Below are 22,884 nucleotides of genomic sequence, written 5' to 3'. Positions count from 1 at the left end.
GATATGCCGATCACGAATGCCATGGTGCTGGCCGCAGGGCTCGGCACCCGCCTGCGCCCGATTACCGACACGATGCCGAAGCCGCTGGTGCCCGTGGCCGGCGTTCCGATGATCAACACCGTGCTCGACCTTTTGGCCGATGCCGGTGTCGAGACAGCGGTCGTCAACGTCCATCATTTTGCCGACCGGATGGAGGCGCATCTGGCAGAGCGGGCCAGCCCGAGGATTCTCATCTCGGATGAGCGCGACGGGCTGATGAATTCCGGCGGCGGCCTTGCGCGGGGGCTGGCGCTTCTGCCGGACGGGCCTGTTCTGGTGATGAATGCCGACCTGTTCTGGATCGGTGAAACACCGGGTCAACCGAGCAATCTGGAAAGGCTGGCAGACGTCTTCGACCCAGACATCATGGACATGGCGCTGCTCTGCGTCCGGCTGGAGGATACGACGGGCCACAACGGCAAGCTGGATTTTTCGCTGGCGGACGACGGCCGCCTGACCCGGTTTGCCGAGGGCATGGCGAACCCCGTGGTCTATGCCGGCGCGATTGCAATGCATACAATGCTTCTGGACGATGCGCCCAATAATGCCTTCAACCTCAACATCTATTTCGACCGGGCGATCGAAAAGGGACGGCTCTACGGCCTCGTGCTCGAGGGACACTGGCTGACCGTCGGAACGCCGGAAGCGATCGGCGACGCCGAGGCCGTGATTGCCCGGCTGCTGGCGAAGGCCGGCTGATGGCGCAGGCTGCAGGCAATGTCTTCACGATCCCGGCCGGACTTGCTTTCCTGAAGACGCTGGTTGCAGCCCTTTGCAAGGGCGAACTCGTTCCCGGTTTTCGCTATGATCCGGCCGATCCCCTGTCGCTGGCCGGTGTGACCATCTTCGTGCCGACGCGGCGCTCGGCCCGTGTGCTGCGTTCGGAACTGGTCGATTATCTCGGTGGCCGCTCGGCGATCCTGCCGATGATCCGGGCGCTGGGAGAAACCGATGACGACAGCGGCTTCTTCGATGCCGAAATCCCTGCTATCCTCGATCTCAGCCCGCCCTTGCCGGGCACGTCCCGCCTGATCGAGCTGGGCCGGCTGGTACTGGCCTGGCGCAACCAGCTGCCGAAGATCGTGCTCGACATCCATGCCGAAAGCCCGCTGATCGCGCCGGCCAGCCCCGCCGACGCCATCTGGCTGGCGAAAAACCTCGCAGATCTGATCGATGCGATGGAGACCGAGGAGCTGGACTGGGCAGCGCTCGATACGATCGAGGCTGCGGACCACGCGCTGTGGTGGACCCTGACACTGGAATTCCTGAAAATTGCCCGGACCTACTGGCCGGCGCGGCTGGAAGAACTCAAACAATCCTCGCCGGCGCGGCACCGCAACGCCATCCTGCAGGCCGAGGTCCAGCGTATCGCGACCGGCAAGGTCACGGGGCCGATCATCATTGCCGGCTCGACCGGCTCGATTCCGGCAACGGCCGACCTGATCGCCGCCGTCCAGAAGCTCGACAACGGCACCATCGTGCTTCCCGGCCTCGACGAGGCGATGAGCGATGCGGACTGGGCGATGATTGCTTCGGATGGCGAGACGCTGGCGGGAAAACCGAGCCCGGCCAGCCGCAGCCACCCGCAATACGGATTTTTGCGCCTGCTCAAGCATATGGGGATCGCGCGCAGCGACATCCCGTCGCTTGCCGTGGCAGACCCCGACCTTGCCTATCGGGCGACGCTTCTCTCCCATGCCCTGCTGCCGGTCCAGGCGACCAGCGGCTGGCCGGATCTGCGCGCCGATATCGATCCGGCACGCAGCGATGCCGCCTTCCGCGATGTCGCGCTGATCGAGACGGCCAATGAACGCGAGGAAGCAACCGCCATCGCGATTGCGCTGAGACTTGCCCTGCAGGACGACGACAACAGCCAGGTGGCGCTGATCACGCCCGATCGTGATCTCGCCCGCCGGGTTGCAGCAGAACTGACGCGGTTCGGCATCGAGGCGGATGATTCGGCCGGTACGCCCTTGTCCGCGACACCGGCCGGCAGCCTGATGCGCCTTTTGCTCGAGGCGACGCTGCGGCCGGGTGACCCCGTCGCCGTGACCGCCCTGCTCAAACATCCGCTTGCCCGTTTCGGCCTGCCGTCGGACGAAGTCCGCGGGGCAGCCGACGGTCTGGAACTGCTGGCGCTGCGCGGCGGCACCGCCAGCGTTGATATCTCCGACCTCGAGAGCTTTCTCGACCAGGCTCTGGCGCGCGAGGCGGACAACCGCCACTGCCCAGAATGGCGCGCCGGGCTGGAGGAGGCCGCGATTTCCGCCAGCCGCGACCTTGCCGTGCGGATCGCAGCCGCCGTCGAACCGCTTGCCGGGACGCTGGTGCGCCGGCACCCCAGCGGGCGCGGCCTCACCGTTTCGCTGACCCTGGCCGAATGGGCGACGAAGACCGGGCAAGCCCTGGAAGCGGTCGCAATGGACGAGAACGGCAGCCTTGCCGGGCTCTGGTCCGGCGAGGCCGGCGATGCGCTGGCGACGCTGTTGCGCACCATCCTCGAGACCGATGGGCAGATGACTGCCGACGGCCCGCAATGGAGCGACATCATGGAGGCGCTTTCATCGAGCGAGGCGATCAAGCCGCGTTCGATGCGACATCCGCGTGTGTTCATTTTCGGCGCGCTCGAATCGCGCCTGCAGAGCGTCGATCTCGTGGTGCTCGGCGGCATGAACGAGGGCACATGGCCGGGGCAGACGGCCAACGACCCCTTCCTGTCGCGCACCATGAAAACCGCCATCGGGCTGGAGCCGCCGGAACGGCGCATCGGCCAGCTGGCGCACGACCTGCAAATGGCCTGCGGCACCCGCAAGCTGATCTTCACGCGCGCCATGCGCAAGGGGGCGACGCCGACGGTTGCCTCGCGCTGGCTCCAGAGGCTGCTCGCTATTGGCGGCAAGGGTCTGGGCGGCCAGCTTCGCGCCAATGGCCGGGATTATGCGACCTGGGCGGGCATGCTCGACCAGGACGGTTTCCAGCCTCTTGCGGAACGACCGCAGCCGAAACCCGATGCAGAATTCCAGCCGCGCAAATATTCCTTCAGCGAAGTGAGCCGGCTTCGCCGCGATCCCTATGCGATCTATGCGCGGCGTATCCTGCGCCTGCAGCCGATCGATCCGTTCAACCGCGATCCCGGCGCTTCGGAACGGGGCACGCTCTATCACCGCATCGTCGACCGTTTCATTCGCTCCGGCTTTGATCCCGCCTCCCCCCAAGCCGTGGAGGAGATGAGCCGGATTCTGAACGAAGTCTTCGACGCCGAGCTTCTGCCGGCACATATCGATGTCGTCTGGCGTCCGCGCTTTGCCGCCGTCGGCAAGGCCTTCATCCAATGGGAGGCCGGCCGCAAACCGGACATCCGCCAATCCTACACCGAAGTGCCGGCCGCCATGGATCTGGGCGTCGCCGGCATTCGCCTGACCGGTATTGCCGACCGCATCGATATACTCGGTGACGGCTCGGTCGTGCTCGTCGACTACAAGACCGGCTCCAACCCGTCGCTGAAGGAAGCGCGGGCACTGCTTGATCCGCAGCTGGCGCTCGAGGCTGCGGCCGTCAAGGCCGGCGCTTTCAGCGCTGTCGGCAAACGGCATCCGCAATCGCTGCTTTATGTGCGCCTCAAACCCGGCGAACGGTTTGCGTCGGAAGAGGTAAACAACGAACATGCCAAGCCCCGCGCCAATGTGCAGACCAAATCGGCCGAGCAACTGGCCGGCGAATCCCTGAAGGAGCTGACAGGCCTGCTGGCCGCCTTGATGAGCAAGCGGCATGGGTTTGCCTCCCGCCTGATTGTCCAGAAGGAGCGGGACTATGGCGGCGACTATGATCACCTCGCCCGCGTTGCCGAATGGACCACCGCCGACAGCGAGGACGAAACCGATGAGGGATGATGATTTCGGCCCGGCCGAGCCTTCGCCGCAGACCTGGCTGGACTGGACCTCTCAAAAACAGGCGCTGGCTTCCGACCCGGCCCGCTCCGCCTGGGTGTCTGCCAATGCCGGCTCGGGCAAGACGCATGTGCTGACGCAACGGGTTATCCGGCTGCTGCTGGCCGGCTGCCGGCCCTCGGCGATCCTCTGCCTGACCTATACCAAGGCTGCGGCCTCCGAAATGTCGAACCGTGTCTTTGAACGGCTGGCGGAGTGGGTGACGCTCGACGATGCCGCGCTGGAGGAACGAATCCGGCAGATCGAGGGTGAGCGCCCCTCGCTCTTCAAGCTGCAGGAGGCGCGGCGGCTGTTTGCCCGCGCGCTCGAGACACCGGGCGGGCTGAAGATCCAGACCATTCACGCCTTTTGCGAGGCGCTTCTGCACCAGTTTCCGCTGGAAGCCAATGTCGCCGGGCATTTTTCGGTTCTTGACGACCGGGCCTCGGCGACGCTGCTGGCCGATGCGCGACGCGCGCTTTTGACGGCAACGGCCAGCGAAGACGACATCGAACTCACAGAAGCCTTTGCCACCGTGCTTGAACTGGCCGACGATACCGGGTTGGAAAAGCTCCTGTCGGCGATCGTCGCCCAGCGGACCGCCATCCAGGGTTTTCTCGATCACGCCGAATCCAGAGGCGGCGCCGACGTTGCCTTACGGGCTGCGCTGGGGCTTGATTCGAACGAGACGGCCGACGGCATCCTGGCCTCCGTCTGGCCGCTTGACGGCCTGAACGGCGCAGCGCTGGAACGCTATATCGGCATTGCGCTCAATGCCGGCGGCAGCAAAGTGTTCGAATTTGCCGAAGGCCTGAAGGCGATCGGCCGGATGAGAGAGCCATTGGAACGTTTCACCGGTCTGCGGGATCTGTTCTTCACGCAGGCCGGCAAGCCGCGCGCCGATTCGGCGTTTGTCTCGAAAGCCATGCTGAAGGCCGCGCCGGATCTCGAAGAGATGATCACACGCGCCCGCGACCATGTCGTTTCGCGGACCGACCGGCTCAACCTGCTGCGCATGGTCGAGGCGACCTTGGCGGCGCTGGTTCTGGCCGACCGGCTGAACCGGGACTACGAGGACATCAAGAAGAGCCGCAGCCAGCTGGACTTCGACGATCTGATCAACCGCACGGCGACGCTTCTGTCGCGCGGCGATGTCAGCCCCTGGATCCACTACAAGCTCGACCAGGGCATCGACCACATTCTCGTCGACGAGGCGCAGGATACCAGCCCGGTGCAGTGGACGATCATCCAGTCGCTGGCCTCGGAATTCTTCTCCGGCGAAACCGCCCGGGCCGGAAACCGCACGATGTTTGCCGTCGGTGACGAGAAGCAGTCGATCTATTCCTTTCAGGGCGCACGGCCCGAGCGGTTTTCGAACGAGAGCATTGCGACCGAACGGCGGGTGCGGGCCGGCGAGCGTCTGTTCAGCGCCATCCGGCTGCAATTGTCGTTTCGCTCAACGGAGGATGTCCTGTCGGCCGTCGACACGGTCTTTGAAAACCCCGCCCATTCGCGGGGCTTAAGCGCCCGCAGCGATGCGGTGGTGCACGCATCGAACCGGATCGGCCATCCCGGCATCGTCGAGGTCTGGGATGAGATCGCACCCGCCGAGACGTTGCAGGAGGACGAGTGGACGGCGGCCTTTGATGCAACGCCGGAAACCGCGCCGGTCAATATCCTGGCGCAGCGCATCGCCGCCGTTCTCGGCACCTGGATCGGCCAGGAGACCGTGATCGAAAAGGGCGTGGCGCGGCCGATGCAGCCGGGCGATGTCATCGTCCTCGTGCGCAAGCGGGATGCCTTCGTCAATGCCCTGACGCGGGCGCTGAAGAGACGCGACAATATTCCGGTGGCCGGTGCCGACCGGCTTGTGCTGACCAGCCATATCGCCATTCAGGACCTGATGGCGCTTGGCCGCTTCGTGCTCCTGCCGCAGGATGATCTTTCGCTGGCAGCTTTGTTGAAAAGTCCGCTGTTCAACCACAGCGAAGAGGCACTTTTCGACCTTGCCGCCCGGCGCGCGCCGGCAGAGGGCCTGTGGATGGCCTTGCAGCATGCCGGAGCAGACCCGGAAAGCCCCTGGCACGGCACCGGGCAGTTGCTCAAAACCTATGCGCGGCTTGCCCGCCAGCTTCCCGTCCATGATTTCTACGCCCGCATTCTCGGCCCCGCCGGCGGGCGGGCGGCGTTCCTCGGTCGACTGGGCACCGAAGTGAGCGACATTCTCGACGAATTCCTGACCTTTGCCCTCGACCACGAAAAAAATGGCCTGCCCGGCCTGCAAGCCTTCATCTCCGGCCTCGAAATGGAGGCGCCGACCGTCAAGCGCGAGCAGGACAAGGAGCGCAACGAGGTCCGGATCATGACCGTGCATGCCGCCAAGGGGCTGGAGGCACCTGTGGTGTTTCTCGTCGATGGCGGCGGCAAGGCCTTCAATGCACAGCATGTCTCCGGCCTGCGGCTGCTGGAAGCGGATGACACGGCACCCTTGCCGATCCGGCTTCCGATCTGGCGCCCCCCGGGCGCCGCGTCGAATTCGGTCATGGACGCAGATACGGACCGGCTGAAAACAGCAGCCGAAGAGGAATATCGCCGGCTTCTCTATGTCGGCATGACCCGTGCGGCTGATCGCCTGGTTGTCTGCGGCTATCGTGGGAAACGGCAGAACCCGGATACATGGCATGCGATGATCACCGCCAGCCTTTCGGCCGACGCCAAGGGACGCTGCACACCGCAGCGCTTCACGGCTGCGGACCTGGAATGGTCAGGTTATGCCTGGCGCGTAGCCAATGGACCGCCGGTGGCACAGACCAAGTCCAGCGACGCAGGCGCCCCGAAGCCGGACCGCAAGCCATTGCCCGCGGCGCTATCCCTGCCACTGCCGCCGCAGCGGCACCTGCCGCGTCCGCTCAGCCCGTCCGGGGCCGGCGTCATCATCGAGGAGGACGCTGCCGATCTGATCGTCGGATCGGCACTGTTTTCACCCAAGGCAGCCCCCCACGCCTCGCTCCTGCGCGGCGCCATCCTGCACCGCTTCCTGCAGATGCTGCCCTCCATCGCGCCGGTGGACCGGCTGGCGGCGGCGGAGCGTTATCTGCAGCGCTCGGTTCCGGGGTGGGCGCAGGCAGAGCGGCAATCGCTGCTGACATCGGTCTTCCGGGTCCTCGATCATCCTGATCTCGACGATCTCTTTGATGAAAACGCCCGTGCCGAAGTAGCCTTGATGGGGACATTGAGGCTGGGACGGCGGGACTATGCCGTCTCGGGACGGATCGACAGGCTGGCGGTGACCGGAGACACGGTGGTGATCGCCGATTTCAAGACCAACAGGGACGTTCCGGAAACGGCTGAAGCCGTGCCCTTCACCTACAAGGCCCAGCTTGCGATCTACCGGGCTCTGCTGCAGCCACTCTATCCGCAGCATCGCTTCCGGTGCGTGCTGATCTACACGGAAGGGCCGCATGTTATCGCCTTGCCGGAGGCGATGCTCGACAGGAACCTTGAAGAGCTCGCGACAAAGTGAGATACCCCGTATTGAAAACCCGCGGCCGGCGCCTCACATCTGTGGCAACCGTTCCCCGAACGCAGACTTCGAAACCAAGGAGAGCCCCATGGCTACCGTAAAAGTCGATACATCCAATTTTCAGGCGGAAGTCCTGAATTCCGCCGAACCGGTGGTCGTGGACTTCTGGGCCGAATGGTGCGGCCCGTGCAAGATGATCGGACCGAGCCTCGAAGAAATCTCCAACGAGATGGCCGGCAAGGTCAAGGTCGTCAAGGTCAACATCGACGAGAACCCCGAGATCGCTGCCCAGTACGGCGTGCGCTCGATCCCGACGCTGGCGCTTTTCAAGGCCGGCGAAGTGGCGGACATCAAGGTCGGTGCGGCACCGAAGACGGCGCTGACATCTTGGATTTCCAACGCAGCCGCCTGATCGGCTGGTGTGAAATGAAAAAAGCCCGGTTCGCCGGGCTTTTTTGTGCGGTCTATTTCGGCGGCGTGCCGTTGTCTGCGAGCACATCCCCGACCAGATAGAGCGAGCCGCCGATCAGGATGCGCGGCGCAACCGGATCGTTTTCAAACATCTGCGAAATTGCCGCCAGCGCTTCGGCAACCCCGGATACGGCACCAGCCTCGAATCCGGCGGAGGCAGCATCATCCGCCAGTGCGACCGGGTCAAGACCGGCATCGGAGGCGCGGATCGGCACGGTGAAGACCTGTTCCGCAAGCCCCTTGAAGGCGTTGAAATAACCGATTGGATCCTTGGTGTTGATCATGCCGATGATCAGGAACAGCGGCCGTGGATCGCGCTCCTCGAAATTCGCCATGGTTTCGGCAATCACCTGTCCGGCACCCGGATTGTGTCCGCCATCCACCCAGATTTCCGCACCGACGGGCGCAATGGCGGCGAGCTTGCCCAGCGTCAACCGCTGCAGGCGTCCCGGCCACTCCACCGATTGCAGACCCTGCTCGATGGCGTGATCGGACACGTCGAAGCCGGCCGCCTTGACCGCACGGATGGCGGCAGCAGCATTGGCATATTGATGCCGGCCTGTAAGCCTGGGCAGAGGCAGATCCGAGAGGCTGAATTCGTCCTGGTAGATCAGGCGGCCGAATTCCTCATGGGCCATGAAATCCTGACCGTAGACCGTATAGGGGCAGCCGAGGCGATCGGCGGTGGAGACCAGCACCTCGCGGGCGGCCTCCTCTTCCTGATGACCAATGACCACCGCGCAGCCGCGTTTCATGATTCCGGCCTTTTCGGCGGCAATCAACTCGACGCGGTCGCCGAGATAGGCCTGATGATCGAGCGAGATCGGCATGATCACCGAGACCGCGGGCCTGGCAATGACATTGGTGGCATCAAAGCGACCACCCAGGCCGACCTCGATGATCGCCACATCGGCGGGATGCTCGGAAAACAGCAGGAAGGTGACAGCGGTGAGGATTTCGAAAACCGTGATCTTCTGGCCATCATTGGCAGCCGCAACGCGCCTGACAGCATCGGCAAACACCGCATCGCCGACCAACTGCCCGCGGCCGCCCTTGACGCCCAGCCGGTAGCGTTCATGCCAGTTGACCAGATGCGGCGAGGTGTGGACATGCACGCTGAGACCGGACGCCTCGAGAATGGCCCGTGAAAAAGCGGTGACCGAGCCCTTGCCATTGGTGCCGGCGATATGGATGACCGGCGGCAGGCGTTCCTGCGGATTGCCGAGCACTCCGAGCAGCCGGGTGATCCGGTCGAGCGAAAGATCGAATCCTTTCGGGTGAAGCCCGAGGAGCTTTTCAATTTCCTGCGCCGCTTCGCTGGCCTTTACTGCCGTCATCGTCTTTCCCCGGAAATCCCGGTGATACGACCGCTTGCCTGCGAACGCGGGATCACCGAACAGCTTCAACGTAAAACCGCCCCTGCGCAGACAGGCGCAAAGGCGGCGATGGTGGTCTGCCGTGCCCGGAAACAGCCTGAAATCAGGCGCTGGCCGCGATCGGGAGGGCGACGACAGGCGCTGCCGCACCGTTGGTTTTGACTGCATCAGCCGGCTTTTTCATCAGGATTTTCAGGACGCTGGCCAGCGTGTCCGGAATATCGTGCCGTTTGATGACCATGTCGACCATGCCATGCTCGAGCAGGTATTCCGAGGTCTGGAAGCCCTCCGGCAGCTTTTCACGGATCGTCTGTTCGATGACGCGTTTGCCGGCAAAGCAGATTTCCGCACCCGGCTCTGCCAGATGCAGATCACCCAGCATTGCATAGGAGGCGGTGACGCCACCCGTGGTCGGATTGGTCAGGACGACGATATAGGGAAGCCCCGCTTCCTTCAGCATCTGCACGGCAACGGTGGTGCGCGGCAGCTGCATCAGCGACAGGATGCCCTCCTGCATGCGGGCGCCGCCCGATGCCGGGAAGATGACCAGCGGGCATTTTTCCGCGATCGCCCGTTCGAAAGCCTTGATGATGGCTTCGCCGGCGGCAATGCCGAGTGAGCCGCCCATGAAGTTGAATTCGTGGACAACGCCGACAAGCTTGACGCCCCGGCAGCGGCCAAGGCCGGCAACGATGGTGTCTTCAAGCTCGGTCTTGATGCGGCTGTCGCGCAGCCGGTCAGTGTATTTCTTCGAATCACGGAATTTCAGCGGATCCTGCGCCACCTTCGGCTGCGGAAAGGCCTCGTAGACACCGTCATCGAACAGGTCTTTCAAGCGCGCCTTGGCCGGCATCTTCATATGAAAGCCGGAAGCGGGAATGACCCACTTGTTTTCCTCGAGATCGCGGTGAAACACCATCTCGCCGGTTTCCGGGCATTTGATCCACAGATTCTCCGCGACTTCCCGACGACCCAGCATCGAGTTGATCTTCGGGCGAACGTAGTTTGTGATCCAGTTCAAAGCGAAACTCCTGAATATTCACATCCGGTCCTGCGCCACAATGTGGGCAATTATTCGGCCGCTGCTAATCTTGCGCTGCGGACGCCGGCCGAAAGACCGCGCACCAGCGTTTCCACACCGGGAACGGTCGCCCCGGTGGCCTGTCCATCTTCGGTGAGGCTGGATGCAACCTGGTTGATGATCGCCGTTCCAACGACGACGCCGTCGGCTGCTGCGCCGATAGCCCGTGCATGTTCGGCCGTCTTGACGCCGAAACCGACGCAGACCGGCAGGTTCGTATGGCCCTTGATCCGCTGCACGGCGCCCGCCACCAGCGACGGATCGGGCAGTGCCGAGCCGGTGATGCCGTTCATCGACACGTAGTAGACAAAGCCGGAGGTGTTCTGCAGAACCTTGGGCAAGCGCTTGTCATCGGTCGTCGGTGTGGCCAGGCGAATGAAGTTCAGGCCCTTTTCCAGCGCCGGGATGCAAAGCTCGTCATCCATTTCCGGCGGCAGGTCGACGACGATCAGGCCGTCGATACCGGCGGCAAGCGCATCGCTGACGAACCGGTCGACGCCGTAGATATAGATCGGATTGTAATAGCCCATCAAAACGATCGGCGTATCCTGGTCGTCGGCGCGAAACCGGCGGGCGAGATCGATGGTCTTGACCAGCGTCTGTCCGCCCTTGAGCGCACGCTGGCCGGCCAGCTGGATCGCCGGGCCATCGGCCATCGGATCGGAAAACGGCATGCCGAGTTCGATGACGTCGGCGCCGGCCGAAGGCAGGGCCTTCATGATCGACAGCGAGGTTTCGAAATCCGGATCACCGCCCATGAAATAGGTGACCAGCGCCGGGCGGCCTTCGGCAGCGAGATCGGCAAAACGTTTGTCCATGCGTGCGGTCATCGTCTTACAGTCCCATTCCCAGCAGCTTGCCGACGGTGAAGATATCCTTGTCGCCACGGCCGCAGAGGTTCATCACGACAATCTGCTCCTTGTCCATTTTCGGCGCACGCTTCATCACTTCGGCGAGCGCATGGCTCGGTTCCAAGGCCGGAATGATGCCTTCGAGGCGGGTCAGCAACTGGAAGGCCTCGAGCGCCTCATGATCCATGATCGGCACATATTCGACGCGGCCGGCATCCTTCAGCCAGGAATGCTCCGGGCCGATGCCGGGATAATCGAGACCGGCGGAAATCGAGTGGCCTTCCTTGATCTGGCCGTCGCCGTCCTGCAGCAGATAGGTGCGGTTGCCGTGCAGCACGCCGGGCGATCCCGCGGTCAGCGATGCGCAGTGCTCCTCGCCGTCCAGGCCCCGGCCGCCGGCTTCGACGCCGACGATCTTGACGCTGGCGTCATCCAGGAACGGATGGAACAGGCCGATCGCGTTGGAACCGCCACCGACGGCGGCAATCAGCATGTCCGGCAGGCGACCTTCAGCAGCCATCATCTGCTCGCGGACTTCGCGGCCCATGACAGACTGGAAATCGCGGACCATTTCAGGATAGGGATGCGGGCCGGCAGCCGTGCCGATCATGTAATAGGTATCGTCGACATTGGTGACCCAGTCACGCAGGGCCTCGTTCATCGCATCCTTCAGCGTGCCATGGCCGGCCGTGACCGGCTTGACCTCGGCGCCCAAGAGCTTCATGCGGAAGACATTCGGCGCCTGACGCTCGACATCGGTTGCGCCCATGTAGACGACGCAGGGAAGCCCGAAGCGGGCAGCAACCGTGGCCGAGGCGACGCCATGTTGGCCAGCACCGGTTTCGGCGATAATGCGGGTCTTGCCCATGCGCTTGGCCAGCAGGATCTGGCCGAGGCAATTGTTGATCTTGTGCGAACCGGTGTGATTGAGTTCGTCGCGCTTGAAGTAGATCTTCGCGCCACCCAGTTCCTGCGTCATGCGTTCCGCGAAATAGAGCGGGCTCGGCCTGCCGGTATAATGGGTGTTGAGATGCTGGAGTTCCGCCTGGAACACCGGATCGGTCTTGGCGATATTCCACTTTTCCTCGAGATCGAGAATGAGCGGCATCAGGGTTTCGGCAACGAAGCGGCCACCGAAAATGCCGAAGCGCCCGTCTTCATCCGGACCGGCCTTGAACGAATTGAGTTTTGGCGTCTCGTTCACGTGTTTCTCCCTGCCACTGCTGCATGCTTGCCGATGACCGCTTCTGCCCGGTTCACCGCTTCGAAAAATGCGTCCATGCGCACCAGATCCTTGACCCCCGGGGCACTTTCGACGCCAGAGGACGTGTCGATGGCCCTGATGCCGGTCATTGCCAGCGCTTCACCGACATTGTCCGCGTTCAAACCACCGGAAAGCATGTAATCGACGCCGTCGTCAAGCGCCTCCAGCAGCCGCCAGTCAAAGGATACGCCATTGCCGCCCGGAAGCTCCGAGCCCTTGGGCGGCTTGGCATCGAGCAGGAACCTGTCGGCAATGCCGATATAGGCCTCGATCCGGCGCAGGTCGTCCGCATCGCGGATCGACAGGGCCTTGATCACAGGAAGCCCATAAACAGCCTTGACGTTGAGAACACGGGCCGGGCTCTCTTCGCCATGCAATTGCAAAATGTCCGGCGACAGCGCCGAGATGATCTCGTCGAGATCATCATTGTCGGCATTGACGGTCACAGCAACAATTTTTGCCTTGCCACGGATGCGCGCAGCCAGTCGGCCGGCGTCATCGGGCTCGATGTTGCGCGGGCTTTTCGGGAAGAAGATGAAGCCCGTGTGCGAGGCGCCGAGCGCAACGGCCCGGTCCACGGCTTCGGCGGTCTTCAGCCCGCAAATCTTCACTTCCGTTTTCATGCAAGCGACCTGACATGAAATCCCGCAGGAGTCGAGCCAAAAAGCGGCATTTGCTGGCCTATGGTCATGTTTGCCGCAACCGCGATTCCGTTCCTCTCTTGCAAGCGGGCCTGATGCGAACCATATCCGAACCGACAACGGCACCGGAGAACAACCATGCGCCTTCTGCTTGCCCTGCTTCTGCCCTGGCTGCAGTTTTTCACGATCGGCCGGCCGATTGCCGGGATCATCTGCCTGATCCTGCAGGTCACCCTGATCGGGTGGATTCCGGCGGCGATCTGGTCCGTCTATGCGCTCAGCCAATACAAGACCGACGAGAAGATCCGCGACGCGCTCGGCAACCAATCCCGTCGCTGACGCTTTCGATCAGTCGAAATCGATGGCGTGCAGCATAGTGCCGTTGCGTTTCAGCCAACGTTTGGCATCGTCCATCGCCGGGCAGAGGTCCTCGCAGAGATCCCAGAAGTCCGGGCCATGGTTCATCTCGCGCAGATGCGCCACTTCATGGGCCGCCAGATAGTCGATGACCCTGGGTGGCGCCATGACGATGCGCCACGAAAAGCTCAGTGCGCCATCGGCCGAGCAGGATCCCCAGCGGCTTCGCGTGTCCTTCAAACTGAGCGACTTTACCTTGCGGCCGACCGTGCGGGCGTGGGTCGCCACGAGGCGCTCGAGGTCCTTGCGGGCCTCTTTCTTCAGGAAATCGACGATGCGGCGTCCAAGATGCTCTTCCGCTCCGCTCACCCGCAGAACCTGTTCATCATCGATTGTGACCGCCTCGGTGAGACCGCGCAGCTTGCCCGTGCGCTCGATGCGATGGGCGATGCCACGAATGAGAATGCTGCCGCCATGCTCCAGCGCACTTTCACCGGAAAAACGCGCAAGCTTGGTCATCAGCCAGCCCTGATGCCGGTCCAGGAAAGCATTGACCTCCCGTTCCGGCAGGCCCTGCGGAATGGTCATCTTCAGCGACCGGCCACCGGGCTCGATCCTGAGAGTCATGCGCGTTGCCCGGGCATTCTGCCTTATCGTCAGCGACAGGATTTTTCCGGCCACGTCGATGCTGCGCACCGTTGGCGGCGGCGGCTTCTTTGGCGAACGACTGGATTTTCTCAGCAGCGAAAACATCTGACGGTGATAACCGATTCGATTGGCGGGTGCATGTCTCACGTAACAGCGGACCCGCTCGACAAGCAGGTCTCACAGAAAAGACCGGCGCCCTGGTGAAGGCGCCGGCCCGATGGTCTCAAAACAGCTGGCTGCTGTGGATCAGTTTGCCGGGAAACCGGGAACCGATCCGCTCGAATTGCGCTCGCGCATGAAACGATCGAAATCGTCCTGGTCCTTGGCGCGGCGAAGTTCACGCACGTAGCTATCGAACTGCTCGCGCATTTCGTCCAGCTTGCGGCGTTCCTCGTCGAGGCGGGCCAGTTCGGCGTCGCGCCAGTCATCGAAAGCAACGTTGCCGGTGCCAAAGGACGGGCGGTAGCGGTTGCGACCGCCGCGCTTGAAGGACGAAAACACGCCATCGACGGTGTCGTTGGCATCCTTCTTGAAGGTCTTCAGCCGTTCGCCGAAGATGATATAGGCGAGCATGGCCAGGCCGAGCGGCCAGAAAACCACGAAACCGAGAACCATCATTGCGATGGTCGCGGGCGTCCAGTCCGGACGGATCAATGCGGATTGGTTCATCTGTGGAAGTCCTCGTTAACAGTGGGCCGCCCTGTGCGACCCGCTAACGAGAATGTGGGAAGGCTTTCCCGCCTCCGCAAGATATTCCTCCATTCCAATCGATCAAGTGGCTGATCAGAATGGAGGAAATCCGTGACAGGCAAATGCCTCAGGCAGACTTTCCGCCCTTGATGACGCGCCGCACCGGTCTGGCGCTGCGGGCGTGTTCGCGCTGGAAAGCCGAAATCCGCGGAGCGATCTCGCGGCGGAAGCGCGAGCCGTTGAAGACGCCGTAATGCCCGACATCCGGTTGCATGTAGTGAAGCCGCATCGTGTCGGGGATATTCGTGCAGATCGTCTGCGCCGCCATGGTCTGGCCGACGCCCGAGATATCGTCGTTCTCGCCCTCGACTGTCAGCAGCGCCACCTTGCGGATGGCCGTCGTATCGACCCTCTGGCCGCGATGCATCATCTCACCCTTCGGCAGGGCATGCTGAATGAACACGACGTCGACAGTTTGCAGGTAGAACTCGGCGGTCAGATCCATGACCGCCATGTATTCATCATAGAAATCGCGGTGCTTTTCCGCCGCGTCGCCATCGTTCTTGACGAGGTGGTCGAAGAAATCCTTGGTCGCCGTCAGGTGGCGATCGAGATTCATCGACATGAAACCGGACAGTTGCAGGAAGCCCGGATAGACCTGGCGCATGAAACCGGCGAGCGGAAACGGCACCGGCATCACGACGTTGTCGCGGAACCATTCGATCGGCTTTTCCTGGGCAAGCTTGTTGACCGCCGTCGGATTGATGCGCGTATCGATCGGCCCGCCCATCAGCGTCATCGAGGCTGGCGACAGCGGATCATCATTGGCTTCCATGATGGCAACGGCAGCCAGAACCGGCACGGCCGGCTGGCACACCGCGATCACATGCGTGTCCGGTCCGAGAAAATGCAGGATGTTGATGACGTAATCGATGTAATCGTCGAGATCGAACGTGCCTTCAGCGAGCGGCACCGTGCGCGCGTCGATCCAGTCGGTGATGTAGACGTCGGAATTCGGCAGCATGGCTTCAACCGTGCCGCGGAGCAGCGTTGCATAGTGGCCGGACATCGGCGCGACGATCAGCACCTTGGGGTCTGAAGCCCGGCCCTTTGGCAAAGCACGCTGGAAATGCAGGAGATTGCAGAATGCCTCGCGCCAGACGATTTTTTCCGTGACGCCCACAGGCACGCCGTCTATCACGGTTTCCGGCAGACCGAAGGTCGGCTTGCCGTAGCGTCGCGTCGAACGTTCGAACACCTCGAGACCGGCCGCCGCGGCCCGCCCCATATAGGTGTGAGAAATAGGATTGAGCGGATTGCTATAGGCGAGACGCATGGCATCGGCAGCAGCACGCCACGGGGCCATCATTGCATGATTGAGTTCATAAAGCTGGTAAAACATCGGAAGCGCACTCCTTGTTACCGTCAACGACAACGCCGCTCCCCACTGGACGCAACCCTGCATTCATTTCTTTTCGCCGCAGCAACACGCGACACTAGGCAGTTTGCTGTTGCAACGCAACAAATAGGGCGGAAGCGCTGAGAGGCAAACCATCCTGTCCTGACCCTACAGGACAGGGCTTGATATAACGTAAAGTGGCTTGCCCCTGCCTGTCGGTTCAATCGACAAGTCCGTAGAAGCGGGCGGCCGTGCCGAAGAAGACCGCATGCCTGTCTGTCTCGCCGAGATGCGCCGTCAGATCATCCGCAGCCTGCATCCAGCCTTCATAGGTCGCGGCGAGTTCGACGACCGGCCAGTCGCTACCAAACATCACGCGGCTGGCACCAAAGACATCGAGCAGATGCTGCGCATAGGGTTTCAAGCGGTCCAGCGACCAGCTTTCACCAGCTTCCGTGACCAGGCCAGAGAGCTTCACACAGACATTGGAACGCTCCGCCAGGGCCGCCATATCGGCGCGCCAGGGCTGTGAAATGCCGTTTTCGATGAATGGCTTGGCGCCATGATCGACAACGATCGGCAAGGCCGGAAGGCGGTCCGCAAGCGCTGCCATCACCGGCAGATGTCTTGGCTGGATCAAGGCATCGAAGCGCAGCCCCATTTCTGCAATGACTTCGAGCGTGGCGAGCGCCGCCGGCTGCAGGATATAGGCGGTCTCCTCGATGCCCTGCAGCATCGGCCGGATGCCCCTGAATTTCGGGTGCTGGCTGAACCGGCGAAGATCCGCGATCGCATCGGGGGCGCAGACATCGATCCATCCGACGACGGCCGCAACGCTGTCTTCCGTTTTTGCAAGATCCAGCAAGAACTCCGTCTCGGTCATGTTCGGGGCGGCCTGGACCAGGACCGTCCCGACCACGCCGCAGGCCGACAGGTGCGGGCGCAGATCGGCGGGGGTAAAATCGCGGTGGATCGCAGCAAGGTCCGGCGTCGGCCAGTTGTTGTGGCCAAGGCCAAGCGTCCAGTAATGCTGATGCGCATCGATCCGCTTCATGGCGAGACCTGGATCACCGCCTTGATCAGACCGGCCTTTTCGCGTGCCCAGCGGGGCAGATCGTCGACTGCGCGCTCCAGTGTGGTGCGATGGGTGATCAACTGGTCGATTGGGACGTGCCCTGCCCGGATCGACGCCGCCACATGCTCGAAATCCACCCGCGTCGCATTGCGGCTGCCGATCAGCATCATTTCGCGCTTGTGAAATTCGGGATCGGAAAAGCGGATCTCGTCCTTCACGACGCTGACGAAGACCAGCGCGCCGCCATGGGCGACGAAGGAGAAGGATTTTTCCATGGAGCCGCCATAGCCGGTGGCATCGAAAACAACATCGAAGCCATCGCCCCCGGTCGCCGACAGGACGGCGTCGAGCGCGCCGTCGCCGGCCAGAATGCCAGAGGCAAAGCCGAGACGGTCGGCCGCCATGTCGAGGCGCTCGGCGCTGGCATCCAGCAGCGTCACGGCATGTCCAGCGATGCGCGAAAAAATAGCAGTGCCGAGGCCAATCGGCCCGGCGCCGATGACCAGCGCCCGTACACCGGACGGCGCCAGCGAGCGGCGCACCGCATGGGCGCCGATGGCCAGGAATTCGACGGTGGCTGCAGCCTCCAGCGACAGGTCACCAGCCGGATAGAGATTGGCCTCGGGAACGAGAATTTCCTCGCAGAAGGCCCCGTCGGTGTGCACGCCGAGCACCTTGATAGCGGTGCAGCAGTTCGGCTTGCCCTGCCGACAGGCGACGCAGGTGCCACAGGACAGATAGGGATTGACGATAACAGGCGTGCCGCGCTTCAGCGCAACACCAGGACCCGCTTCCAGCACTGTCGCCGAAATCTCGTGGCCCATGACCCGTGGATACTCAAGGAAAGGATGTTTGCCCTCGAAGATATGATAGTCGGTGCCGCAAATGCCGACATGGCTGACCGCAAGACGAACCCAGCCTTCCGGTGGCGTCGGCAGTGCCGGTCGCTCGACTATTTCCAGACGTCCGGGTTCAGGGCAAAGAACAGCTTTCATGGCAACGTCCGAATCATGTTTTGGGGGGACGCTCCGTGGCGCGGCAAAGCCAGCGCCACGGAGGATCGGTCAGCGGCTGGCGCGGCGGCGCAGCTGGTCGAAATAGACGATGATAATGATCAGCGCGCCGGTGATGATGCGCTGCCAGAACGAATTGACGTTGAGAAGGTTGGCGCCGTTGTTGATCGTCGCCAGGATGAAGGCGCCCAGCAAAGGACCATGCACCGACCCCACAGCACCGAACAGGCTGGTACCGCCGATGACGGACGAGGCAATCGCCTGCAATTCCCAGCCTTCGGCCTGCGTCGCATTGCCGATACCGATGCGCGAGGCCAGCAGCAGGCCAACGAAGGCGGCGCAGGTTGAGGACAGGATATAGGCGAGATAGATGGTCCGGTTGACGTTGACGCCGGACAGGCGGGCGGCCTCGCTATTGGAGCCGACAGCGAAGAGATAGCGGCCCCAGCGCGACAGATGCAGAAAGATATAGGCGGGCACCGCAACGACCAGGACCATCCAGAACAGGCTGGGCACGCCAAGGAAGTCGGCACGGGAGAAATCGGTAAAGGCATCATTGCTGATCGATATGGTCGAGCCGTTGGTGATCAAAAGGCCGATGCCACGCAATGATGTCAGCGTTGCCAGAGTGATGATGAACGCCGGCAGGCCCATGCGGACGATGCCGAAAGCGTGGAACGCGCCGATGGCCACACCGACCAGCAGCGTCAGCCCCATGGCGGGCCAGAGCGGCACGCCGGCCTGCAGCAGCCAGGCGATGGTGACGCTGGCAAACCCAACCACGGCACCGACGGACAGATCGATGCCGGCGGTGATGATGACGAAGGTCTGACCGACGGCCAGGATGGCCGTCATCGACCCCTGTCGCAGGAGGTTGCTGATGTTGTTCGACGTCCAGAAACTGGTGGTCGACATGCCGAGCAACAGCCAGAGGAACAGCAGCAGCCCGAGCAAGGTCAGGCCAAACAGGATGTTCATGCCCCTTTTCGGCACCGGGGCGGTTTCCGTTGTAGTCTCGACGCTCATGATTTTCCTCCACGCAATTTCTTGATTTTATCGCTCGTCCGGCGTCGATCAGACGCCAATCGCCTGCGTCAGCACTTCCTCGTGCGACGCGCTGCGATAGGTATGGCTGGCAACAAGCTTGCCCTGCCGGAACACGTGCAGCCGGTCGGACAATTCATAGACTTCCGGCAGATAGGACGAGATCAGAATGATGCCGGCGCCCTGCTCGAGGAGCCGGGCGAACAGCCGGTAGATTTCCGCCTTGGTGCCGACGTCGACGCCGACGGTGGGCTCATCGAAGATGAACAGCTTGGCGCCATGGCTCAGCCATTTGCCGATGACAATCTTCTGCTGGTTGCCGCCGGACATGGCCGAGGCCAGCACGCGCCGCGTCGGCGTCTTGATCTTCAGGTCGCTGATCTGCTTGTCGGCATTCTCGATCTCGCGGCGCCTGTTGATGGTGAGGCCCTTGGTCAGCCGGTCGAAGATCGGAAGATTGATGTTGAGGCCGATCGGCAGGTTGAGACAAAGCCCTTGGTCGCGGCGGCTTTCCGGCGCCAGCGCAATGCCGAGATCCATGGCCTTGCGCTCGTTGGCGATCTTGACCTTGTCGCCCTGCCAGAAGATTTCACCGCCGCTCACGGGCTGGCGACCATAGAGACCGAGTGCGAATTCGCTGCGGCCGGCACCGATCAACCCGTAGAGACCGACAATCTCGCCGGCCCTCACCGACAGCGAAATATCATCGAAACCCGGACCGGACAGGCCGCGCGTCTCGACGATCGTTTCGCCGATCGGCAGGTGTTCCTTGTGATAGATCTGCTCGATGGTGCGGTTGATCATCATCGAGATCAGTTCGGCATCATTGGTTTCGCCGATCAGGCGCGTTCCGACATGGGTTCCATCGCGCAACACCGAGACGCGGTCAGCCAATTCGAAGACTTCCTCCATGCGGTGGCTGATGTAGACGATCGTCACCCCCTCACTCTGAAGCCGGCGAATGAGCCGGAACAGCTGCGCCGATTCCTGGCGGGTGAGATAGGCGGTGGGCTCGTCGAAAATCAGGAACTGGGTGCCGCGCATCGCCGCACGGGCGGTTGCTACCAGCTGCTGCTGGCCGATCGTCAGATCGCTGAGCAGGGCGCCGGCCGGCAGGTTGAAGCCGAGGTCATCGAGAACCGCCTGCGCGGCCTCTGTCATGGCGCGCTTGCGCATCAGGCCGTTGGCCTGGATCTCGTCGCCGAGAAACATATTGGCCGCAACCGTCAAATGGCGGCAGAGGACGACCTCCTGATGCACGGCGTTGATGCCGCGCGCGATCGCCTCGGTCGGTGTTGCAAGCTGCACGGACTTTCCGCACCAGAAGACCTCGCCGGAGGTGCGTCGGATGACGCCAGTCAGGAGCTTGATCAGGGTCGACTTGCCGGCACCGTTTTCACCGACAATGGCGTGGACTTCGCCCGAAAGGAAGGTGATGTTGGCCGGCTTCAAGGCTTCGACGGCGCCATATTTCTTCTGCAACCCGCGCAATTCGAGGATCGGCTCTCCCTTGGCAACAGGGTGCCCCTCGGCGTGCAGCTTGGTGATATCGTGAAGTCCTGTCATGGCGACTCCCTCCCCATATTCGAAAACCCGCCTTACGCGGCAACAGCCCCATAAGGCGGGATGATTCGTCTGGCTTGATGCCGGCGGGGCACGGTCATAAACCGCGTCCCGCCGGCATGACGATCAGTTGACCTTCGGGTTCAGAAGGGCATCGATCTTCGGGTCTGCCATGTTGGCCTTGGTCACCAGGTTTGCACCGGTATCAACATTGGTCTCGACCTTTTCCTTCTTGGAAGCAGCGAGTGCCGTCTTGATGCCATCATAACCCATGCGATACGGGTCCTGCACGACGAGACCGGCAAGCACGCCTTCCTTGAGGAAGCCGACCGTCTTTTCGTCTGAATCGAAGCCGATGACCTTGATCTTGTCGCCGAGCTTGTTTTCAGCGATCGCCTGGCCAACGCCCTGCGCCATGATCAGGTTGGAAGCAAAGACGCCAACGAGGTTCGGGTTTGCGGTGATCAGGTCGGTCATCATGTTGAGGCCGGTGGTTGCCTGACCGTCTGCATATTTGTCGGCAACAACCTTCAGGCCTGGATATTTGGCAGCAATGACTTCAACGAAGCCTTCGTGGCGCTGGTCGAGCGAGCCGACGCCTGGCAGGCTGGTGATGATGGCGATTTCGCCCTCTTCCTTGCCGGTCGCTTCCTTGATGGCAGCGGCCAGACCGTCAGCAGCGATACGGCCGCCCTGGACGTTGTCGGTGGTCAGGAAGGAGGTGAACCCCTTCGAGTCAGCGCCGGAATCGATGCCGATGATCGGAACAGCCTTGGCCGCTTCGTCAATCGGCTTGCCGAGCGCCTTGAACTCGGTTGGCGAGATCACGACAGCTGCCGGTGCGCCGGCAACGGCGTTTTCAAGAATGCTGATCTGGCCGTTGATGTCGGATTCCGACTGCGCGCCCAGTTCCGGAACGTTGACGCCGAGATCCTTGCCGGCAGCGCGTGCGCCAGCCAGAACGATCTGCCAGTAGAAGGACGTCGTGTCCTTGACGATGATCGGGATGGTCACGTCCTGTGCGAACGATGGCATCGGCATCATGGTTGCAAAAACCGCAGCGCCAGCAAGGCTGGTGAACGCGCGACGGGACAGGATATTCTTCATCAGTGTCATGGTGTTGTTCTCCTCCAACAACGTCTTGTTGAGTTCTCCTCAGACCAGCCTGCAAGACGCGAACAGGTGATCTTTTATCCATAAAAAACATTTTACAGAGGCAAGCTATCCCAGTGGTTTTGAAAATGCAAGCGGTACAAAACGACTTTTTAGCGCGCCGCGATATATTTCAAACTATTGAATTAATTCAATTTATTGACTTCTGCACAAGCACACTTCCAAGACGACTGACGGGAAGCGGGCTCTTCTCCCTGTGCCGAGGCTAGATCAGAGCCATTTCAAACGCAACAGATAAATGATACATCTGTTCCGAATTAATCCGTTTTAGAATATTCAGTCTAACACGCTTCAATCGCTGTCGACCCTGAACAATTCCTCGGGACGGACAACCCCCTTCTTCAGAATGATATTTCCATAGAGCTGAAATTCGGTCGTCGCGACAATGTAGGCTGCCCGTCGGGCGCGCTCGTAAAAGGCAAAGCGTTCGATCGGCACAACCGTGAAGTCGCCGGCCAGCTTTTTGACCAGGCCCTGGAACGTGACGCAGATATCCGGCACAGCCGTTGCATCGCCGACAACCTCCATGCGCCACGCCGATTCGTCGACGAAGGTATCGAGCGGCATATGCGCCAATATCGCCTCAAGGATGCCCGGCGCACCGACACCGTCGGCGCGCACGACTTTCGGGCCCATCGTGCTCGACGGGAAATTCGCATCGGCGATGACGATCTCGTCGCCGTGACCCATGGTGCGGATCGCGTGCAAAAGCTCGGGTCCAAGCAGGGGGTGAATGCCTTTCAGCATGGG

At 62.1% G+C, this 22,884-nt stretch carries 20 protein-coding genes; 6 read left to right on the top strand and 14 right to left on the bottom strand.

Translation table 11 applies throughout. The annotated features are described in order from the left end of the window. Nucleotides 1–3: 3 nt before the first annotated feature. The 4 genes from AX760_RS08770 to trxA all read left to right on the top strand — a co-directional run bounded on the left by AX760_RS08770 (nt 4) and on the right by trxA (nt 7,900). Nucleotides 4–738, top strand: a complete 735-nt coding sequence (locus AX760_RS08770; protein ID WP_071832502.1) for a nucleotidyltransferase family protein — start codon at nt 4–6, stop codon at nt 736–738. After that, the gene (gene addB / locus AX760_RS08765; protein WP_071832501.1) at nt 738–3,929 is read left to right on the top strand and encodes a double-strand break repair protein AddB; all 3,192 of its coding nucleotides are present in this window, start codon (nt 738–740) and stop codon (nt 3,927–3,929) included. Before AX760_RS08770 ends, addB begins: the two co-directional genes overlap by 1 nt. Then, a complete protein-coding gene (gene addA, locus AX760_RS08760; RefSeq protein ID WP_071832500.1) occupies nt 3,919–7,488 on the top strand; it encodes a double-strand break repair helicase AddA in 3,570 nt (1,189 codons plus the stop codon). Before addB ends, addA begins: the two co-directional genes overlap by 11 nt. An 88-nt stretch (nt 7,489–7,576) precedes the next feature. Next, nucleotides 7,577–7,900, top strand: a complete 324-nt coding sequence (gene trxA, locus AX760_RS08755) for a thioredoxin (RefSeq protein WP_071832499.1) — start codon at nt 7,577–7,579, stop codon at nt 7,898–7,900. A gap of 52 nt (nt 7,901–7,952) precedes the next feature. Here trxA and AX760_RS08750 read toward each other — a convergent pair whose 3' ends face one another. The 5 genes from AX760_RS08750 to AX760_RS08730 form a co-directional block, all read right to left on the bottom strand. After that, nucleotides 7,953–9,296: a bifunctional folylpolyglutamate synthase/dihydrofolate synthase gene (locus tag AX760_RS08750; RefSeq protein WP_071832533.1), complete on the bottom strand. Its 1,344-nt coding sequence runs from the start codon at nt 9,294–9,296 to the stop codon at nt 7,953–7,955. 142 nt (nt 9,297–9,438) lie between these two features. Next, nucleotides 9,439–10,356: an acetyl-CoA carboxylase, carboxyltransferase subunit beta gene (gene accD, locus AX760_RS08745; protein ID WP_071832498.1), complete on the bottom strand. Its 918-nt coding sequence runs from the start codon at nt 10,354–10,356 to the stop codon at nt 9,439–9,441. Between the two features lie 50 nt (nt 10,357–10,406). Next, nucleotides 10,407–11,246 (bottom strand): tryptophan synthase subunit alpha, encoded by an 840-nt coding sequence (gene trpA / locus AX760_RS08740; protein WP_071832497.1) that lies wholly within the window; start codon nt 11,244–11,246, stop codon nt 10,407–10,409. Nucleotides 11,247–11,250: 4 nt separating this feature from the next. Further along, on the bottom strand, nt 11,251–12,471 hold the full coding sequence (gene trpB / locus AX760_RS08735; protein WP_071832496.1) for a tryptophan synthase subunit beta: 1,221 nt from the start codon (nt 12,469–12,471) through the stop codon (nt 11,251–11,253). Next, complete coding sequence (locus tag AX760_RS08730) at nt 12,468–13,154, bottom strand: phosphoribosylanthranilate isomerase (RefSeq protein WP_071832495.1); 687 nt, start codon at nt 13,152–13,154, stop codon at nt 12,468–12,470. The genes trpB and AX760_RS08730 overlap by 4 nt, the downstream gene beginning before the upstream one ends. A gap of 156 nt (nt 13,155–13,310) precedes the next feature. On the opposite strand from AX760_RS08730, the gene AX760_RS08725 reads away from it, so the two are divergent. Further along, the gene (locus AX760_RS08725; RefSeq protein ID WP_071832494.1) at nt 13,311–13,511 is read left to right on the top strand and encodes a YqaE/Pmp3 family membrane protein; all 201 of its coding nucleotides are present in this window, start codon (nt 13,311–13,313) and stop codon (nt 13,509–13,511) included. Nucleotides 13,512–13,520: 9 nt separating this feature from the next. On the opposite strand, the gene AX760_RS08720 is transcribed toward AX760_RS08725, so the two are convergent. Continuing rightward, on the bottom strand, nt 13,521–14,216 hold the full coding sequence (locus AX760_RS08720) for a M48 family metallopeptidase (RefSeq protein ID WP_245294967.1): 696 nt from the start codon (nt 14,214–14,216) through the stop codon (nt 13,521–13,523). On the opposite strand from AX760_RS08720, the gene AX760_RS27960 reads away from it, so the two are divergent. After that, the gene (locus AX760_RS27960; protein ID WP_280950765.1) at nt 14,155–14,286 is read left to right on the top strand and encodes a hypothetical protein; all 132 of its coding nucleotides are present in this window, start codon (nt 14,155–14,157) and stop codon (nt 14,284–14,286) included. The two genes, AX760_RS08720 and AX760_RS27960, sit on opposite strands and share 62 nt — an antisense overlap. Before the next feature lie 137 nt (nt 14,287–14,423). Here the strand turns inward: AX760_RS27960 and AX760_RS08715 are convergent, their stop codons facing one another. From AX760_RS08715 to AX760_RS08680, 8 genes are all read right to left on the bottom strand, one after another. Further along, on the bottom strand, nt 14,424–14,846 hold the full coding sequence (locus AX760_RS08715) for a DUF2852 domain-containing protein (RefSeq protein WP_071832492.1): 423 nt from the start codon (nt 14,844–14,846) through the stop codon (nt 14,424–14,426). 148 nt (nt 14,847–14,994) lie between these two features. Next, nucleotides 14,995–16,269: a polyhydroxyalkanoate depolymerase gene (gene phaZ, locus AX760_RS08710; RefSeq protein ID WP_071832491.1), complete on the bottom strand. Its 1,275-nt coding sequence runs from the start codon at nt 16,267–16,269 to the stop codon at nt 14,995–14,997. Between the two features lie 217 nt (nt 16,270–16,486). Beyond that, nucleotides 16,487–17,320 carry an amidohydrolase family protein gene (locus AX760_RS08705; RefSeq protein ID WP_071832490.1) on the bottom strand — a complete coding sequence of 278 codons (834 nt, stop codon included), beginning with the start codon at nt 17,318–17,320 and terminating at the stop codon, nt 16,487–16,489. Beyond that, the gene (locus AX760_RS08700) at nt 17,317–18,336 is read right to left on the bottom strand and encodes a zinc-binding alcohol dehydrogenase family protein (protein WP_071832489.1); all 1,020 of its coding nucleotides are present in this window, start codon (nt 18,334–18,336) and stop codon (nt 17,317–17,319) included. The genes AX760_RS08705 and AX760_RS08700 overlap by 4 nt, the downstream gene beginning before the upstream one ends. A 69-nt stretch (nt 18,337–18,405) precedes the next feature. Beyond that, nucleotides 18,406–19,380, bottom strand: a complete 975-nt coding sequence (locus tag AX760_RS08695) for an ABC transporter permease (RefSeq protein WP_071832488.1) — start codon at nt 19,378–19,380, stop codon at nt 18,406–18,408. Nucleotides 19,381–19,428: 48 nt separating this feature from the next. Further along, complete coding sequence (locus tag AX760_RS08690; RefSeq protein ID WP_071832487.1) at nt 19,429–20,964, bottom strand: sugar ABC transporter ATP-binding protein; 1,536 nt, start codon at nt 20,962–20,964, stop codon at nt 19,429–19,431. Nucleotides 20,965–21,087: 123 nt separating this feature from the next. Then, nucleotides 21,088–22,077, bottom strand: coding sequence for an ABC transporter substrate-binding protein (locus AX760_RS08685; protein WP_071832486.1), 990 nt, complete (start codon nt 22,075–22,077; stop codon nt 21,088–21,090). 348 nt (nt 22,078–22,425) lie between these two features. After that, nucleotides 22,426–22,881 carry an RbsD/FucU family protein gene (locus AX760_RS08680; RefSeq protein WP_071832485.1) on the bottom strand — a complete coding sequence of 152 codons (456 nt, stop codon included), beginning with the start codon at nt 22,879–22,881 and terminating at the stop codon, nt 22,426–22,428. Between the last annotated feature and the right edge of the window lie 3 nt (nt 22,882–22,884).

It is taken from the genome of Pararhizobium antarcticum (assembly GCF_001885585.1).
Classification (GTDB): domain Bacteria; phylum Pseudomonadota; class Alphaproteobacteria; order Rhizobiales; family Rhizobiaceae; genus Pararhizobium; species Pararhizobium antarcticum.
The sequence above is the reverse complement of the archived record's forward strand: the minus strand, read 5'-3'. Positions and strand labels throughout refer to the sequence as shown.

Excerpts from the sequence above, each read along its gene's own strand:
- AX760_RS08700 (WP_071832489.1), bottom strand. The coding sequence starts at position 18,336 with ATGAAAGCTGTTCTTTGCCCTGAACCCGGACGTCTGGAAATAGTCGAG.
- AX760_RS08725 (WP_071832494.1), top strand. The coding sequence starts at position 13,311 with ATGCGCCTTCTGCTTGCCCTGCTTCTGCCCTGGCTGCAGTTTTTCACG.
- addB (WP_071832501.1), top strand. The coding sequence starts at position 738 with ATGGCGCAGGCTGCAGGCAATGTCTTCACGATCCCGGCCGGACTTGCT.
- addA (WP_071832500.1), top strand. The coding sequence starts at position 3,919 with ATGAGGGATGATGATTTCGGCCCGGCCGAGCCTTCGCCGCAGACCTGG.
- AX760_RS08730 (WP_071832495.1), bottom strand. The coding sequence starts at position 13,154 with ATGAAAACGGAAGTGAAGATTTGCGGGCTGAAGACCGCCGAAGCCGTG.
- trxA (WP_071832499.1), top strand. The coding sequence starts at position 7,577 with ATGGCTACCGTAAAAGTCGATACATCCAATTTTCAGGCGGAAGTCCTG.
- AX760_RS08705 (WP_071832490.1), bottom strand. The coding sequence starts at position 17,320 with ATGAAGCGGATCGATGCGCATCAGCATTACTGGACGCTTGGCCTTGGC.
- AX760_RS08750 (WP_071832533.1), bottom strand. The coding sequence starts at position 9,296 with ATGACGGCAGTAAAGGCCAGCGAAGCGGCGCAGGAAATTGAAAAGCTC.
- AX760_RS08685 (WP_071832486.1), bottom strand. The coding sequence starts at position 22,077 with ATGACACTGATGAAGAATATCCTGTCCCGTCGCGCGTTCACCAGCCTT.
- AX760_RS08715 (WP_071832492.1), bottom strand. The coding sequence starts at position 14,846 with ATGAACCAATCCGCATTGATCCGTCCGGACTGGACGCCCGCGACCATC.
- AX760_RS08680 (WP_071832485.1), bottom strand. The coding sequence starts at position 22,881 with ATGCTGAAAGGCATTCACCCCCTGCTTGGACCCGAGCTTTTGCACGCG.
- trpA (WP_071832497.1), bottom strand. The coding sequence starts at position 11,246 with ATGACCGCACGCATGGACAAACGTTTTGCCGATCTCGCTGCCGAAGGC.
- phaZ (WP_071832491.1), bottom strand. The coding sequence starts at position 16,269 with ATGTTTTACCAGCTTTATGAACTCAATCATGCAATGATGGCCCCGTGG.
- AX760_RS08695 (WP_071832488.1), bottom strand. The coding sequence starts at position 19,380 with ATGAGCGTCGAGACTACAACGGAAACCGCCCCGGTGCCGAAAAGGGGC.
- AX760_RS08690 (WP_071832487.1), bottom strand. The coding sequence starts at position 20,964 with ATGACAGGACTTCACGATATCACCAAGCTGCACGCCGAGGGGCACCCT.
- AX760_RS27960 (WP_280950765.1), top strand. The coding sequence starts at position 14,155 with ATGCGCGTTGCCCGGGCATTCTGCCTTATCGTCAGCGACAGGATTTTT.
- AX760_RS08770 (WP_071832502.1), top strand. The coding sequence starts at position 4 with ATGCCGATCACGAATGCCATGGTGCTGGCCGCAGGGCTCGGCACCCGC.